Genomic DNA, 15310 nt, shown 5'->3' with positions numbered 1-15310 from the left:
CGAGTCCTCCAGAGCTATTGAATGTTAGCGTTAACAATTACGGGTGGACGCGTACGCTCCCGATGTGGCGGTCGAGATCTAGGTGAGCTGGATGTAGTCCAGCTCAGCGAAACCGGTGCCACCGCCGAAGAACGGCGACCCCTTCGCCAGCCGGATCACGTTGTAGCCCGCACGGAGGCTGACCGTGGTCGACACCGTCGAGCCGAACTGGCCCCAGCCCGCGGTCGGCGGGTAGCTGACCGTCGACCACGCGCCGCCGTTGTAGGCCAGGCCCTGCGTCGAGGTCGCGCCGGTGCCGTTCGCGTAGCCGATGGTCATCGTGTAGGACCGCGCGGTCGGCACGTTCACGACGAAGTCCACGTAGCTGTCGTTGCGCGGGTTGCCGGTGTTGTCGATGCGTCCGACGTAGCCGCCGTTGGACGCGCCGGAGGCCGACAGCCGTGCCGCGCGGAACACCGACGCGTTCTCCGCCTCGTACCGCTGCTGGTAGGCGGGCACGCCGCTGGTCGGCTGCACCACGAGGTGGTAGGCGCCGGTCGCGGACATGTTCGGCACGGACACGGTGAGCTGTCCACCGGAGACCGTGGCCGTGGTGTTGGAGATCGTCGTCGGTGCGCTCACGGCGGTCGTGCGGCCGGAACCCGGGGTCGACTCCAGGGTCACCTGGACGCTCGAGCCGAGCGCGCCGAGTCCGGTCAACCGCACCGAGTTCGTGCCGGACTCGTCACCGAACACGACGTCGACGCGTCTGCGGGTCGAGTCGTAGGAGGCGAACCCGTCGATGCCGGTCTGCGCGGGCGGGGTCGTGCTCACCATCGAGCCGGCCATGTCGCCGTACCACTTGTACATCCACCACGAGGCGGTCGGCTCGCTGTTGTTGACCACCAGGCCGTTGACGGTCCCGTACTCGTACCAGAACGCGCGGTCCGCGGCGGCCACGCCCGCCCGCTCGAACTTCGCGATGTAGCTGGACACGCGGCCGGGCACGTCGATCTCGTCGGTCCAGGCGTACTCGTTGATGAAGATCGGCCGGGGGCTGATGCCGAGCGAGGACTCCACCGAGCGGTAGGCGGCGACGTTGCCCGCGACGGCCGCGCTGCTGTGGTTCAGCTCGTGCCAGATCATGACGTCCGGCAGCACGTTGTTGTCCCGCGCGACCGTGAGGAACGTCCGCATCCGGTTGGTGTCGTAGGTCGCGTAGCTGGGGCCGACGATCGGGGTGACGGTGTCGCGGGTCCTGATCCGCTGGACGGTCCGCACCCAGCCCGCGTTGAAGTCGCCCGCGGCCGAGGTGTTCCACGTGTAGTCCGGCTCGTTCCAGATCTCCCAGCCGACCACGTTGCTCACCGAGGTGGCGTTCAGCCTGGCGGTCACCATGGTGTCCACCTTGGACAGCCAGTCGTCCCAGCCGACCCACTGGTAGGGGAAGTTCGGGTAGATGTCCGGCATGCGGATGACCTGCGCGGCACCGACCCGGTCACCCTGCGCGGCGACCAGGAGCGCGTCGCCGCCGGGCGGCTGGCCGTTGGGTCGCTGCCCGACACCGGGCGGAGGCTGGGTGTTGGTGTTCAGCCTCAGGGGCAACAGCGTCGAGTCGGCGGGCCGGTTGTTCTCCGCCAGTGCGTACAGCCCGCCGGAGGCGACGTGGGTGACCGGCCGGAACGGCGCGGCCACGTTGACCACCAGTGTGTGGCCCGCTGCCTGGGCCGGTGTCGTGGGAAGGACCGCTGCGGCGGCCGCGACCAGGACGGTGATCCCGAGGAGACTTCGTCGTGACATCGGGTACCTCTGTTTGGTTGCAGGGTTGCAGGGTTATCCCGTGGTGACGGGGATCCAGACCCGCATCGGGCCGGGAGTCCGGTTGCCCCACAGGAAATACGGGATGGCGGTCAGCTCGAGTGGCTCGGTGTGGGTCCGCGCGGCGGCGGGGTACAGCTCGTCGGACTCGGCGGTCTCGACGGCACCCGCGACGGTGAGCGTCACGGGGATGTCCGGCAGGCGGCCTGCGGCGATCGGCGCGCCGGGGTCGATCCGCACGTCCTCCAGCGTGACACCGGCGGGCAGGTCGGCCTGTTCGACGGCGTAGACGAGCGGTCCCCGCGCGACGGCGACGCAGCCGCGCACGGCGTCGATCCTGGGGTGCGGTGCGATGATCCTCGGCGCCATGGGCAGGTCGAGGGTCACCGTCGCCCCGCAGGACCAGTCGCGCTGGACCTGGACGTACCAGTCCCGCGCCTCGACGACGTCGCCGTCGAGGCGGACCTCCGTCGCCCACCTCGGAACCCGCAGCGACAGCGTGACGGCCGCGTCGGTGGTCACGGTCAACACGACCCTGCCGTCCCACGGGTAGTCGGTGCGGACGGCCACGTGCACGTCGTGACCGTCGACCGTCGTCCGCACGTCGCCCGCCGCGTACAGGTGGACCTGGAGTCCACTGTGGTCGGTCGTGAGGAGGTACCCGGACAGTGACGCGAGGAGCCTGGCCAGGTTCGGCGGGCAGCACGCGCACGAGTACCACGGCAGACGGCCGGACGGCGCGTCCTCGTGCGAGCCGTCGTGGCCGCTGCGCAGGTGCAGCGTGTTGGAGTAGAAGAAGTGCTCGCCGTCCAGCGCGGTCGAGCCGGCGATCACGTTGTACAGCGCGCGTTCCATCTCGTCTGCGTAGCGGACCTCGCCGGTGGCGAGCAGCATCCGCCAGTTCCAGTGGAAGCTCGCGATGGCCGCGCACGTCTCGCCGTAGGCGCGGTCGGGCGGTAGCTCGTACGGGTCGCCGAACGCCTCGTCCCGGTGCCGGGAGCCCTGTGCTCCCGTCACGTACGTCTTGGCGCCGAACGCGTCGTCCCACAGCCTGCGCGCGGCGGCCAGCAGCGTCTCGTCGTGCGTCTCCACCGCCACGTCCACCACGCCGGCCAGCAGGTACAGCTGCCGGACCACGTGCCCGGTCACGGAGTCGGTGTCCCGCACCGGCTCGTGGTCCTGCAGGTAGGCCGAGCCGAACCGCTCGCCGTCGAGGAGCCCGCGCCCGCGCAGGTCGACGAACCGCTTGGCCTGGTCCAGGTAGGGCCGGTGCCCGGTCACCCGGTACAGCTCCACCAGCGCGGTCTCGATCTCCGGGTGCCCGTCGACGGCGTCGACCGTGCTGAACCGCTCGACGACGAGGTCGGCGAGGCGGCGGGCGACCGTGACGACCTCCGCGCCGACCCCGGACCGCGCCGCGGCGACGGCGGCCTGGATGAGGTGGCCCGCGCAGTACAGCTCGTGGCTCCAGTGCAGTGCCTCCCAGCGGCGGTCCGGCTCCTTCAGCATGCGGTAGGAGTTGAGGTAGCCGTCCTCGGCCTGTGCCTTGGCGAGCAGCGCGGCCGTGGTGTCCACGAAGGTCCGCAGCTCCGCGTTGTCGGGGGTGGCGCCCAGCTGCCACGCCGCGGCCTCGAGGGTCTTGTAGATGTCCGAGTCGGCGAACCACATGTTCTCGAAGTCGCCGTCGGCCTCGCCGGTGACGCGGCGCAGGTTGGTGAGCGCGCCTGCCCCGTCGAGCCTGCCGACGCAGTAGGGCAGCGACCGCGCCGCGCTGCGCCGCTGCCAGTCGCCGAGGAAGCCGGTCGTGAGGCTGACATCCGACAACGCGAGCGGTGCCAGGGTCGCGAGTGCCGACGGCGTCGGTTCGACGGGACCGGGGATGCTGCCGAGCGGAGCCTGCGGAGTGAACATCGACCCAGTCATCGAGACGTCCCTTCAGCCCTTGAGTGCACCCGAGGTGAAACCGCGTACGTAGTAGCGCTGCAGTATCAGGAAGACCGCCACGCACGGCAGCGCGGAGGTGACCACGCCGGCCTGGAGTGCGCCGAAGTCGACCGAGCCGAGGTTGCCGGACTGGAGGTTGAACAACGCGACCGGCAGCGTGAACTTCTCGCCGTCGGTCAGGAAGATCAGCGGCGCGACGAACTCGTTCCACGCGGCGAGGAACGAGAACAGCGCGATGGTGACGACGCCGGGCAGCACCCCGCGCAGCAGCACCCGCCGCAACGCGCCGCCGACCGTGCAGCCGTCGATCAGCGCGGCCTCCTCCAGCTCGACCGGCAGCGCCTCGAAGGAGTTCCGCATCATGAACAGCCCGAAGGGCAGCTGTAGCACGGCCATCACGAGCCCGAGGCCGAAGAGCGAGTTCTGCAGGCCGATCCAGCCGAGCAGGATGTACAGCGGCACCAGGATCGTCGTGTACGGCACCATCAGGATCGCCAGTGTGACGACGAAGAGCAGGTTCCTGCCGGGGAAGGCGAGGCGTGCCATGGCATAGCCGCCGAGCGTGGTCGTCACCACGGTCACCGAGACGGCCACGAGCGCGACCACGGTCGTGTTGGCCAGGTAGGTGCCGATCCCGGTGCCGTAGTCGGCGAGGCGGCGGTAGTTGTCCACGCCGAAGCCGTTGTCGGCCGCCGCCTGTCTGCCGTGCACCGAGGAGTAGGCCGTCCACAGCATCGGCAACAGGAACAGCACGGCGAGCGCGGCGCAGGTGATGTAGAAACCCGGTCTGCGCATGACGTTCACCGCCCCTCCCGCCGGATCAGCCGCATCTGCGCGAGGTTGAGCACGATCAGCACGACGAGCGTGGCCACGGAGACGGCGGCGGCACGGCCGAGGTCCTGTGACAGGAAGGCCTCGCGGTAGATGTCGATCACGACGGTCGCGGTGTCGTGCCGCCCACCGGTGAGGATGAAGAACTGGTCGAACGCCAGCAGGGAACCCGTGACGGACAGGACCATCGTCAACGCCAGCGTGGGGCGCAGCAACGGCAGCGTCACGCGCCACATGATCTGCCCCCGGTTCGCGCCGTCGATGCGTGCCGCCTCGTACAGCGCCGGGTCGATGCTCTGCAGGCCGGTCATCAGGATCAGCATGTAGAACCCGGCGAACCGCCACGTGATCATGCCGACGGACGAGCCGAGCGTGCTGGCGTTGGAGCCGAGCCAGTCGACGCGGCCGAGGCCGAGCCACTCGACGAACTCGTTGAGCGGTGAGGCGTCGGTGTTGAACAGCCCGTAGAACAACAGGCTCGTCGACGCGAGCCCGACCGCGCTCGGCAGGAAGAAGACCGTGCGGAACCCGCCGACGCCCGGCCGGTCGCGTTGCACCAGCAGCGCGAGCCCGAACGCGACGAGGCCGAGCACGACCGTGGTGACGAGCGTGTACTTCAGCGTGAACCACACCGCGCGCAGGAAGAGGGGGTCCCGCAACGCCTCGTAGCTCTCGACGCCGTTGGGTGCCGACGCGCCGAGCAGCGGCCAGTGGTTGAACGACATCCACACCAGCAGCACCAGCGGGATGACGAACAGCACCAGCACCAGCGCGGCCATCGGGGCGGAGTACAGCAGCCCCAGCCTGCGCCTGTCCCGGTGGAGCGCCGACCGGCGACGGCCCGGTGCCCGCGCCCGTCTCCCGGGCGGCGCCGACACCCTGGGTGGCGACAGCGACACCACGGTCAGCCGCCACTCGACAGTGACTCGGTGATCGCCGAGTTGTGGTCGCGCAGCACCTTCGCCGTGTCCTCGCCGCCGAACACGGCGTCGATCACCGTCTGGGTCCACGGACCGTTGGGGTCGTTGAAGGTCTTACCGAAGTTGACCGAGATCGGTGTCCGGCCCTCACCCGCGAGCTTGTTGAACACGCCGAGCCTCGGGTCCTGCTTGGCGTACTCGTTGTCCGCGAGGTCGGCGCGGACCGTGATGTTCTTGTTCTTGGCCACGACGTCGACCTGCGCGTCCTCGGACAGGGTCCAGGAGATGAAGTCCCACGCCGCCGCCGCGTGCCTGCTGTTGGCGCTGATGCCGAGCACGTCGCCGCCGACGAACGACGAGCTGCCGCCGGTCAGGCCGGGGATGGGGGCGACGCCGACCTGGAGGTCCGGCCCCTCCTTGATGCCCTGCAGGGCCGTGGCACCCATGGGCTGGATGCCGACCTTGCCCTCGCTGAACGCCTGCGTCCACGTGGGACCGGACTCGTTCTTGGCCGACTCCGGCACCGAGCCGTCTGCGTAGAGCTGACGCAGGAACCCGTACACCTTCGCGGCGGTCGCGTTGTCCAGAGTGGACGCGGTGCCCTTCTCGTTGAGCACCTCCCCGCCGGAGGCCCAGATCATCGGCCAGCTGGTGAAGAGCTGGCAGCCGGGGCAGGCGCCGCCGAAGAAGTAGCCGCTGACCCCACCGCCGAGTGCCTGGATCTTCTTGGCGGCCCCGGCCATCTCCTCCAGGGTGGTCGGTGGGGTCTCGGGGTCCAGTCCGGCGCGGGTGAAGAGAACCTTGTTGTAGAACACGGCGGACAGGTCGATGTCGTGCGGGACGCCGTAGAACCTGCCGTCGTAGGTCGCGGTCTTCATGTGCGCGGGTGCGAGCGTGTCCTTGAACGGCAGGGCGTTCACGCGCTCGGTGAGGTCGAGGTACAAGCCCTTGGACGCGTAGTTGGGTGCGTAGACGACGTCCGAGGCGAGCACGTCGGGCAGCTGCTTCGCGCCCGCGGCCGTGCCGACCTTCTGCTGGTAGGAGTCGGCGGGGAAGACGGTGAGCTTGACCTGGTTCTCGTGGCTCGCGTTGTACGCGTCGATCAGGGTCTGGCTGAAGGTGGCCGTCGGCGACCGGGTCCACATGGTGATGGTGGTGCCGTCGTCGACCGCGCCGGTGTCCTCGCCGGAGGTGGTCGACGGGCCGCTCTGGCATCCCGCCAGCGCGAGTGCGCAGGCGGATAACAGTGCGACTGCGCGTGAACGTGTACTCATCGTTGCCTCCGACACCGCTGGCGTTGAGCTTCGAGGAGTGATGAGGAAAATACGGAAACCGGTTTCCGCAACGCTAGGCGCGGCGGCTCGGGGGTGTCAAGACCGACATCTTCGCGGTTCTGGGCCTTTTGTCCGGCACACCGGAGGTACCCTGCGACAATGCCACCGAGGAAACCTGCGGAAACCGACGGAAACCTGGCCAAGCCCGCCACGATCAGCGACGTGGCCCTGCTGGCCGGCGTCTCGGTCGGCACGGTGTCCAAGGCGCTGAACGGTCGCGGGTCCCTGCGCGTGGAGACCCGCCGCCGAGTGCTGTCGGCTGCGGAACAGCTGGGCTTCCAGGCCAACAAGGCCGCCGTGGCACTGAACTCCGGCCGCACCTACACGGTCGGCATGATCACCACGGACACGATCGGCCGCTTCAGCATCCCCCTGCTCATGGGTGCCGAGGACGCACTGGGTGCCGGTGAGATGTCGGTCTTCCTCTGCGACGCCCGTGACGACCCGATCCGCGAGCAGTACTACCTGCGCACCCTGCTCAGCCGCCGGGTGGACGGCATCATCGTCACGGGACGGCGCACGCAGGCCCGCCCCCCGATCGGGACGGACCTCCCGATCCCGGTGGTCTACGCCTTCATCAGCTCAGCCGACCCGGACGACTGCTCGGTGGTCCCCGACGAGGCGGGCGGCGCGGCCAAGGCCGTCGACCACCTGCTCGGCATCGGCCGTCGCCGCGTCGCCCACATCACGGGCCCCGAGCACCACCACTCCGCGGCGGTCCGCGCCGCGGCGGCGCGGGCCCGCCTGTCGGAGTCCGGCCTCACCCTGGTGGCGCCGCCGCTGTTCGGCGAGTGGAGCGAGGCGTGGGGCCGCCAGGCCGTGCAGATCCTGCTCGGCGCGGCCAACGACCTCGACGCGGTGTTCTGCGGCAGCGACCAGATAGCCCGCGGCGTGGCCGACGCACTGCGCGCGGCCGGGCGGCGGGTCCCCGACGACGTCGCACTGGTCGGCTTCGACAACTGGGACGTCATGGCGCTCGCCTGCCAGCCACCGCTGACCAGCGTCGACATGGAGCTGGAGAAGCTGGGCCGCACCGCGGCGGACCTGCTGCTGGCCGCCATCAACGGCGACCCGGCCCCCGGCAAGCACGCGAACCCGTGCCGCCTGGTCCTCCGCGACTCGACAGCGGTACCGATCGCACCACTGCGGGCCCGCGACTGACACGACTTCCTCACACTGCGTACCGGCCCGAGCCGGCAACCAGGGGAGGTCTACACCATGCGTGTCGTCGAGGAGAGGGAACGCCGGAGCGTCGGTTAGAGTGCAGCCACGCTGAGCCAAGAGGAGGCCAGCCTGGGAGCAGCGATGTCGATTGCCCGGTGGACGGCTCACCTGCGTTCTCGGATCATCGCGTTCCAACGGGGTGATCACCGTGGGGTGGTGGCCGAGCGCGCACTGGTCCACGCGAGGAACCTGTGGGACGTCGCGTCCTCGGACCCGGGCGGGGTTCCGCTCGAGATCGCCAAGGTCATCGCCTGGGTGCACTGGTGCCGGTACCGCGCCCTCGGGACGACCGAGGGCGACGAGGACCTGCAGGCCGCCATGTCGCTGGTCGCCGCGATCGTGGAGCTCGAGCGGGACGTCGTGCCGCAGGAGCTGCTCGACTTCTTCGACGAGTACGACGCGGCCACCGACCCGCAGGCACAGGCCCAGGCGGCGATCGAGCTGCTCAGTGGGAGCAACGGCGACTCGTCGATACTGCCGAGGGCCATCCGCATGCTCGCCTCCGCCGTCGGCAAGCTGCCGGAGGACGACCCCAACCTGCCGCACTACCTGTCCTACCTGAGCGACACGCGCCAGAAGCTGTTCAAGCGCGACAACAACAGGGCCGAGCTGGACCGGGCGCTCGCCAACGACCGCAGGGCCGTGGAGCTCACGCCGGAGGGCAGCACCGAGCTGTCCAGGTACCTCATCCTGCTCAGCCTCACGCTGCAGTCCCTCTTCGAGCACGGCGACTCGCTGTCCCACCTCGACGAGGCCGTCGAGATCGGTCGGAAGGCCGTCGCGGCCACGCCACCCGACGACCCCGAGCTGACGACGTACATGTCGATCCTCGGCCTCGCGCTGCGCTCACGCATCGGGGTCACCGGGACCGACGACGACATCGACGAGGCGATCGCGCTGGCGTCGCTCGCGTTGCGGCGGACCTCGCCGGGGGATCCCGACCTCGGCGAACGCTGGTCCGTGCTCGCGCGGGCGGCGTGGGAGAAGGCAATGCGCAGCGGCGCGCTGGAGGACGTGGACGCCACCCTGGTCGCGGCCCGCAACGCCGTCGCGGCCACGACCCCCGACCACCGCGACGTCTCGGGCAGGCTCGCCGACCTCGCCGAGGTGCTGGTCGAACGCTTCCTCCACCTGGGCCAGCTCACCGACCTCGACGAGGCCGTCACCACCGCACGTGCCGCCGTCGGCACCGCCAGAGTGGACGACCCCGCCCTCGACAAGATGCTGTCCATCCTGTCCTCGGCGCTCTGGCGGCGCTTCGGCCACAGCGGCAGCCTGACCGACCTCGACGACGCCGTGGACGTCATGCGCCGCGCGGTCGGCATCGTCGAGGGCGACGGCGGCTGGCTGTCCAACCTCGGCGCGGTGCTGCGGCTGCGCTACCAGCGCACCGGGAACGTCGCCGACCTCGACGAGGCGGTCACCGCGATCCGCGGCGCGCTCGAGGCGGTGCCGCCGACCCACCAGGAGCACGCCGCGGTCCTGGCGAACCTCGGCGGCGCGCTGCGCATGCGGTTCGACGAGCGCGGCGAGCCGACCGACCTGAACGACGCCATCACCGCGTGCCGTGGCGCCGTCGCCGCGACGGACCCCGAGGACCCGAGCTTCCCCGCCATGCTCACGAACCTCGGCAGCCTGCTGCAGACCAGGTTCGCGCGGCTCGGCGCCCTCGACGACATCAACGAGGCCATCGCGATGGCGCTGCAGGCCACCGACGTGATGCCGGAGACGCACCCCGGCCTCGCCGGCGTGTTCGGCAACCTCGCCGCCGCGCTGCACCTGCGTCACACGACGACCGGCGAGGCCCGCGACCTCGAGCACGCGGTCGCCACGTGGACGAGGGCCGCCACCATGACCACGGCGCCGACGATCGCGAGGCTCAAGGCCGCCCGCGGCCGGGCCGAGGCCATCGCCGACGCGGAGGGCCCCGCTTCGGCCGTCGCGGCGTACGCGGACGCGGTGCGCCTGCTGCCGTTGCTGCTGTGGCGGGAGGTCAGCCGCGACGACCAGCAGTACCCGATGGAGACGGTCGCCGCGGCGATCGCGAGGGACGCCGCGGCGTGCGCGATCGAGGCTGGCGACGGCGCCCTCGCGGTCGAGATGCTCGAGCAGGGGCGCGGCATCACGTGGTCGCACCTGCTCGGCACGCGCACCGACCTGACCATGCTGCGGCACGCGTACCCCGACGTGGCCGCGGACCTGGCCGCGTGCCGTGCCGTGCTCGACGGCGTCGGCAACGACGACGAGGAGTCGCGGCTGTGGGCCGCCCAGGAGTTCGACGTCCTCGCCGCACGCGTGCGCGGGCTCCCCAGGACCGCCGACCTGCCGGACCCCGCACGGTTCCTCCACCCGCCGCGTCTGGAAGACCTGTTGCCACGCAAGGGAAACGACCGGATCGTCCTGCTCAACGTCAGCTCGTGGCGGTGCGACGCGCTGGTCCTGTCCCACGACGGCGTCACGGTCGTGCCCCTGCCGACGCTGACGGTCGACACGGTGCGCGACGCGGCGGGGCGCTACCTCGGCGCGCTCCAGGAGTTCGAGGGCACGCACGGCAGCAGCGCCGACCGCCTCGTGCTGGAGCACGGGATCTCCGACGTCCTCGAGTGGCTGTGGGACCACGTGGCGGAGCCCGTGCTGTCCGCGCTCGGCCACACGAGCACACCGACCGGCAACTGGCCGCGGCTGTGGTGGTGCCCCACGGGTGCGCTCACCGTGCTGCCCCTGCATGCCGCCGGATACCACGGAACCGCCGGCCGCAGCGTCCTCGACCGGGTCGTTTCCTCCTACGCCACAACGGCCCGCTCACTCGCCCGCCCGCGCACCCGGCCCGCGGCCACCGGCATGCTCGTGGTCGCGTTGCCGGAAACCCCTGGCAGGCGCCGACTTCCCGGCACCGAGGACGAGCAGCACCTGCTGGCGGAGCTGTTCGAGAAGCCGACCGTGCTCGCCGACGCCGGCGCCACCCGCGAGGCCGTTTCGGCTGAGCTGGTCGAGCACGACTGGTTCCACGCGTCGTGCCACGGCACGCAGTCGCTGCGCAACCCGTTGGCCGGCGGGCTGCTGCCGTACGACTGGGAGACCGAGGGCCTGGTCGGCATCGACGTGCTGACCGACCACCCGGGCGGCGAGTTCGCCTTCCTGTCCGCGTGCACGACCGCGACCACGGGCATCGCCAACCTGGACGAGGTGGTCGCCATCGCGAGCGCCATGCACCAGTCCGGCTGGCGCCACGTGGTCGCCACCCTGTGGACCGTCTGGGACGACGCCGCGCTCGCCGTGTCGCGTGCCCTCTACCCCCTGCTGGTCCGCCACGGCTATCCGGACGCCTCGGGCACGGCCCGCGCCCTGCACCGGGTCACCCGCGAGCTGCGCGACCGTGATCCCGACCGCCCGAGCACCTGGGCACCGTTCGTCCACGCGGGTGCCTGAGGTCACACGCCTGCCTGCTCGATGACCGTCCAGACCGGGTGCTTGGCGTCGAGGGTGTCGCCGGAGGAGCGGCCACGCAGGCGGCGGTTCACCCACGGCAGCACGTGCTGCCAGTAGTACCTGGCCTCGGCGGCGAGACCGCGCGCCACCTGCGGGGGTGAGTCGTTCGGCTGTGGGGCGGGGGCGCCGTCCAGTGCCGCCAGCACCAGGCCCGCCACTCGTTCGTGCCCCGTCGCGTTGAGGTGGAGGCGGTCGGCGGACCAGTAGTGCTGCCGGCGGATCTCGGTGTCGTGGAAGACGTCCACCAGCGGGATGTCGTTGGCCGCGGCCAACTCGGCGACTCGGGCCGTCAGCTCCTCGCCGCGTCTGCGGATGGTCCTGCCGAACGGCAGCTGGTCCGACGGGTCGGCGCCGCTCAGCAGGACCAGGCGGACGCCCGCGTCGAGGCAGCGGCGGACCGCGCGGGTGGTCAGGGCGACCAGTTCGGCGACGTCGGTGCGGGGGCGCAACATGTCGTTGCCGCCGCCGTTGAAGGTCACCAGGGTCGGCGGCGGGTCCAGTGCCAGGGCCGTCTCCAGCTGGCCGCTCACGATCGGCGCCAGCAGACGGCCCCGCACGGCCAGGTTCACGTACTGGACGGCCTCCTCGCGTGCCAGTCCCACCGCCACCAGGTCCGCCCAGCCACGCACCGAACCGTCCGGCTGCTCGTCGCCGACGCCCTCGGTGAAGCTGTCGCCGATCGCCGCGTATCTCACGCTCACACGGTCCATTGTCTACAGGGCCGCCGTGAGGTCGACCTCGACCAGCTGACCCCGGTAGCCGAGCTGGGCGACGCCGAGGAGAGTGCTGGCGGTGGTGAAGGCGTCGGCGAGCGGCGAGGCGTTGAGCCGGTCCCACACGGCGACGAGGTCGGTCTGGTCGGCGCTCGCGACGTAGACGACGCTCCGCACGACCTGGTCGGGGCGGGCACCCGCGGCGGCGAGCGCGGCCATCGAGTTGGCGACGACCTGGTCGACCTGCGCGGCGAGGTCGCCGTCGCCGACCAGCTCGCCGGACGCGTCCATCGGGCACTGACCCGCCAGGTGGGCGGTCGGCCCCGCCTCGACGATCGTGACCTGGTGGTACTCCTCCGGCACGTGCACCCCGTCCGGGTTGACGCGCGTGATCTTCGCAGACATGCCTCCAGCATGCTCCACCTGGGACGACCGGCCGCCGTCGACCTCGCGGTGCCGGAAACCCGGTGGCGCGGCGTCCTAAGGTCGGGGATGTGGTCGCTGAGTCGATGCTCGTCAACTTCGTCTACTGCCACCCCGTAGGGCACGCCGTCGAGGCGGTGCAGTACTGCCTCGGCTACAAGCTGGCCGATCCCACGCGCCGGGTCGGGTTGGTGCTGAAGGCCAACACCGCCGTGGACCTCGCGCGGTGGTGTCCGCACGTCGACGATCTGTACACAGTGGACGTCGACGTCTTCGGGCAGCCAACCGACGACGTCCTCGCCCACGTGCCCGCCGACTGGGACTGGGTCGTGGACGATCCCCGGGGGCACCAGCCCTTCCAGCGGGACTTCTTCCCGGGGTTGGCCGGGTACTACGACATCGCCGCGGCACACTTCCGGACCACCGGGGAACACCTGGTGGTCGGCGCGCCACGACCGTCCTACCGGGCCGGTAACCGGCTCGACCTCGCGCTGCCGGACGACGCGACGGCCTGGGCCGAGGAGCTGCTGCCCGGCGACCGGACCACCATCGCGGTGATGCCGGGCGGGAGTGGGCCCCGGTGGCGTTATCCGTCCCTCGACTCGTGGCTGCGGGTGTTGCGCGCGCTTGCCGACCGGTGGCCCGACGCCCGGTTCGTCCTCGTCGGGAAGCTGGCCGACGACGGCCGTACCAGCACCACCTTCACCCGGGACGAGTTCGACGCCATGGCACGGGCCGTCCCCGACGCGGTCGGTGCCGTGGACGTCCCACTCGCGCGACAGCTCGCCGCCGTCCAGCGCTGCGGGGTCTTCCTCGCACCGCACACCGGGTTCGCGTTCGCGTGCATGGCCGTCGGCACGCCGTGGCTCGCGATCGCCGGGAACGACTGGGCCGAGTACTACTTCAACCCCGGGGTCCCCTTCTACTCGGTTCTCCCCGACCTCGAACGCTTTCCCTGCTACGTCATGCTCGGCAACAACCCGGAGCCGGTGCAGGACGACGGGCCCCGCTCGCCGAGCATGTCCGCCGAGCGCATCGACGGCGACCTCGACGAGATCGTGCGTGGCGCGGAATGGCTGCTCGGCGGCCAGGCCGACTTCGACACCGCGATGCGCGACCACTTCGCCCGGCTCGAGCCCCTGTTCGCCGGGCGGACCGACGCGATGTTCTCCGTCGACAACCTGCACCTGCGCTACCTATAGGACCCGGTCCAGCGCCTCCGACAACAGCTCCACCGGATGCCAGTACGGCAGCCGCACGTGCCGCGAGAAGCCGTTGAACGCCGAGAACGCCGGCCCGGCCACCAGCCGCACACCCTGCCGTCGTGCGTGTTCCACCAGCGTCACCGCGTTCCCGCCCGTGTCGATCCACAGCCCCGTGCCGCCCGCGGGCCGCTGCCACGACCACGACGGCACCCGGCCGGCCAGCAGCTCGACCGTCCGGTCCAGGCTCGCACGCAGGTCCGCCGCCCGCGTCGCGCGTGCCGCCTCGGCGTTGGCCAGCAGGTCGACCGTCACCAGCTGGTCGGCCACCGGGGTGGCGAGGTCCGACGCCCTGCGCAGCGCGACCAGCCGGTCCACCAGGTCGGGCGCGGTACGCACCCAACCCACCCGCAACCCGCCCCAGAACAGCTTCGACGCCGTGCCCACCAGGATCGCGCCGGGCAGCGGCGGCGCGACGTCCGCCGACAGGGCCAGCTCGGCGAACGAGGTGTCGTCCACGACCGTCACACCGTGGTGTTCGGCCAGGTCGGCCAGCCTGCGGCGACCCGACCGCGACAGGCCGACGCCCGTCGGGTTGTGCACGCCCGGCTGGCAGTACAGCAGGCGCGGCCTGCGGTGTCCCAGCAGCCTGGCGAGGTGGTCGACGTCCAGCCCTTCCTCCCGGACCGGGACACAGCGGAGCTGCCCGCCCGCGTGCCGGAACGCCTCGAGTGCGCCCCGGTAGGTCGGCTCCTCGACGATCACGTCGTCGCCCTGGCCGACCAGTGCGTGCGCGACGAGCCAGACCGCGTGCTGGGCGCCGGAGGTGATCAGGATCTGGTCCGGGGTGGTCGGCAGGCCGCCGCGGGTGTAGTGGTCGGCGACGGCGGACCTCAGCACCGGCATGCCCTTGGGGTGGTAGCCGTCCGTGGCCACCTCGACCGCCAGCCGGGCCGGGTCGAGGCGGCCGAAGGCCTCGACGACCAGCGGCAACCCGGGCAGCGCGCCGCTGGTCAGGTCGATCTCGGTGCCGTGGTGGCCGTCGTAGGTGATGAGGCGGGCGTCGCCGGTCACGTGGCTCACCGCGCCCCTGCCCCGGATCCGTGAGCCGGTGCCCCGGCGGGCCTCGATCAGGTCCCCCGCGGCCAACGTCTCGTACACCCTGGTCACCGTGCCGCGCGCGATGCCGAGCGCCTCGGCGAGACTGCGCTGCGAGGGCAGGATCGTGCCGTCCGGCAGGGTGTTGCTGCGGATCAGGTCGGTCATCGCCTCGGCGAGCCGCAGGTAGAGCGTCTCGTCGTGGGTCGTCGCCCAGCCGTCGAGCAGGCGGCTGAGCGTGGCGGCGGCGACGCGGTGTCCGTCCGGCATATGCTCCACTTCTCCCCATGGGCCAATCCGGTCTGAGTGGTCTATCGCCTCACCGTGACCGCTGG

Annotated in this window: 11 protein-coding genes; 3 read left to right on the top strand and 8 right to left on the bottom strand. The window is 71.2% G+C overall.

Annotated features, from left to right (window positions below):
* Positions 1-78 precede the first annotated feature (78 nt).
* The 5 genes from CLV71_RS36150 to CLV71_RS36130 are packed head-to-tail and all read right to left on the bottom strand — an operon-like array spanning position 79 to position 6766.
* Positions 79-1779 carry a carbohydrate-binding protein gene (locus CLV71_RS36150; RefSeq protein ID WP_133907402.1) on the bottom strand — a complete coding sequence of 567 codons (1701 nt, stop codon included), beginning with the start codon at positions 1777-1779 and terminating at the stop codon, positions 79-81.
* A 33-nt stretch (positions 1780-1812) separates the two neighbouring features.
* The gene (locus CLV71_RS36145) at positions 1813-3720 is read right to left on the bottom strand and encodes a glycoside hydrolase family 127 protein (RefSeq protein WP_243867068.1); all 1908 of its coding nucleotides are present in this window, start codon (positions 3718-3720) and stop codon (positions 1813-1815) included.
* 12 nt (positions 3721-3732) lie between these two features.
* The gene (locus tag CLV71_RS36140) at positions 3733-4536 is read right to left on the bottom strand and encodes a carbohydrate ABC transporter permease (RefSeq protein WP_243867066.1); all 804 of its coding nucleotides are present in this window, start codon (positions 4534-4536) and stop codon (positions 3733-3735) included.
* Positions 4537-4541: 5 nt separating this feature from the next.
* A complete protein-coding gene (locus tag CLV71_RS36135; RefSeq protein WP_133907400.1) occupies positions 4542-5474 on the bottom strand; it encodes a carbohydrate ABC transporter permease in 933 nt (310 codons plus the stop codon).
* 2 nt (positions 5475-5476) lie between these two features.
* Positions 5477-6766: an ABC transporter substrate-binding protein gene (locus CLV71_RS36130; protein ID WP_133907399.1), complete on the bottom strand. Its 1290-nt coding sequence runs from the start codon at positions 6764-6766 to the stop codon at positions 5477-5479.
* A gap of 159 nt (positions 6767-6925) precedes the next feature.
* On the opposite strand from CLV71_RS36130, the gene CLV71_RS36125 reads away from it, so the two are divergent.
* Both CLV71_RS36125 and CLV71_RS36120 read left to right on the top strand, forming a co-directional pair.
* Entirely contained in the window at positions 6926-7987 is a 1062-nt protein-coding gene (locus CLV71_RS36125; protein WP_133907398.1) for a LacI family DNA-binding transcriptional regulator, read from the top strand.
* Between the two features lie 219 nt (positions 7988-8206).
* Positions 8207-11479, top strand: coding sequence for a CHAT domain-containing protein (locus CLV71_RS36120; protein WP_133907397.1), 3273 nt, complete (start codon positions 8207-8209; stop codon positions 11477-11479).
* Between the two features lie 2 nt (positions 11480-11481).
* Here the strand turns inward: CLV71_RS36120 and CLV71_RS36115 are convergent, their stop codons facing one another.
* Together CLV71_RS36115 and CLV71_RS36110 are read right to left on the bottom strand one after the other, a co-directional pair.
* Positions 11482-12240 (bottom strand): SGNH/GDSL hydrolase family protein, encoded by a 759-nt coding sequence (locus tag CLV71_RS36115; protein WP_243867053.1) that lies wholly within the window; start codon positions 12238-12240, stop codon positions 11482-11484.
* Between the two features lie 12 nt (positions 12241-12252).
* Positions 12253-12657 carry a RidA family protein gene (locus CLV71_RS36110; RefSeq protein ID WP_133907396.1) on the bottom strand — a complete coding sequence of 135 codons (405 nt, stop codon included), beginning with the start codon at positions 12655-12657 and terminating at the stop codon, positions 12253-12255.
* 89 nt (positions 12658-12746) lie between these two features.
* On the opposite strand from CLV71_RS36110, the gene CLV71_RS36105 reads away from it, so the two are divergent.
* On the top strand, positions 12747-13877 hold the full coding sequence (locus tag CLV71_RS36105; protein ID WP_243867051.1) for a glycosyltransferase family 9 protein: 1131 nt from the start codon (positions 12747-12749) through the stop codon (positions 13875-13877).
* Here CLV71_RS36105 and CLV71_RS36100 read toward each other — a convergent pair.
* Positions 13872-15245: an aminotransferase-like domain-containing protein gene (locus CLV71_RS36100; protein ID WP_133907395.1), complete on the bottom strand. Its 1374-nt coding sequence runs from the start codon at positions 15243-15245 to the stop codon at positions 13872-13874. The two genes, CLV71_RS36105 and CLV71_RS36100, sit on opposite strands and share 6 nt — an antisense overlap.
* Positions 15246-15310 lie beyond the last annotated feature (65 nt).

Origin of the sequence: Actinophytocola oryzae (genome assembly GCF_004364325.1) — a bacterium.
Taxonomy (GTDB): Bacteria; Actinomycetota; Actinomycetes; order Mycobacteriales; family Pseudonocardiaceae; genus Actinophytocola; species Actinophytocola oryzae.
This window is presented reverse-complemented; position numbering and strand designations above follow the sequence as displayed.

Bases quoted from the DNA above. Each gene is read 5' to 3' on its own strand.
- CLV71_RS36145 (WP_243867068.1), bottom strand. From the start codon at position 3,720: ATGACTGGGTCGATGTTCACTCCGCAGGCTCCGCTCGGCAGCATCCCC.
- CLV71_RS36110 (WP_133907396.1), bottom strand. From the start codon at position 12,657: ATGTCTGCGAAGATCACGCGCGTCAACCCGGACGGGGTGCACGTGCCG.
- CLV71_RS36140 (WP_243867066.1), bottom strand. From the start codon at position 4,536: ATGCGCAGACCGGGTTTCTACATCACCTGCGCCGCGCTCGCCGTGCTG.
- CLV71_RS36100 (WP_133907395.1), bottom strand. From the start codon at position 15,245: ATGCCGGACGGACACCGCGTCGCCGCCGCCACGCTCAGCCGCCTGCTC.
- CLV71_RS36150 (WP_133907402.1), bottom strand. From the start codon at position 1,779: ATGTCACGACGAAGTCTCCTCGGGATCACCGTCCTGGTCGCGGCCGCC.
- CLV71_RS36125 (WP_133907398.1), top strand. From the start codon at position 6,926: ATGCCACCGAGGAAACCTGCGGAAACCGACGGAAACCTGGCCAAGCCC.
- CLV71_RS36130 (WP_133907399.1), bottom strand. From the start codon at position 6,766: ATGAGTACACGTTCACGCGCAGTCGCACTGTTATCCGCCTGCGCACTC.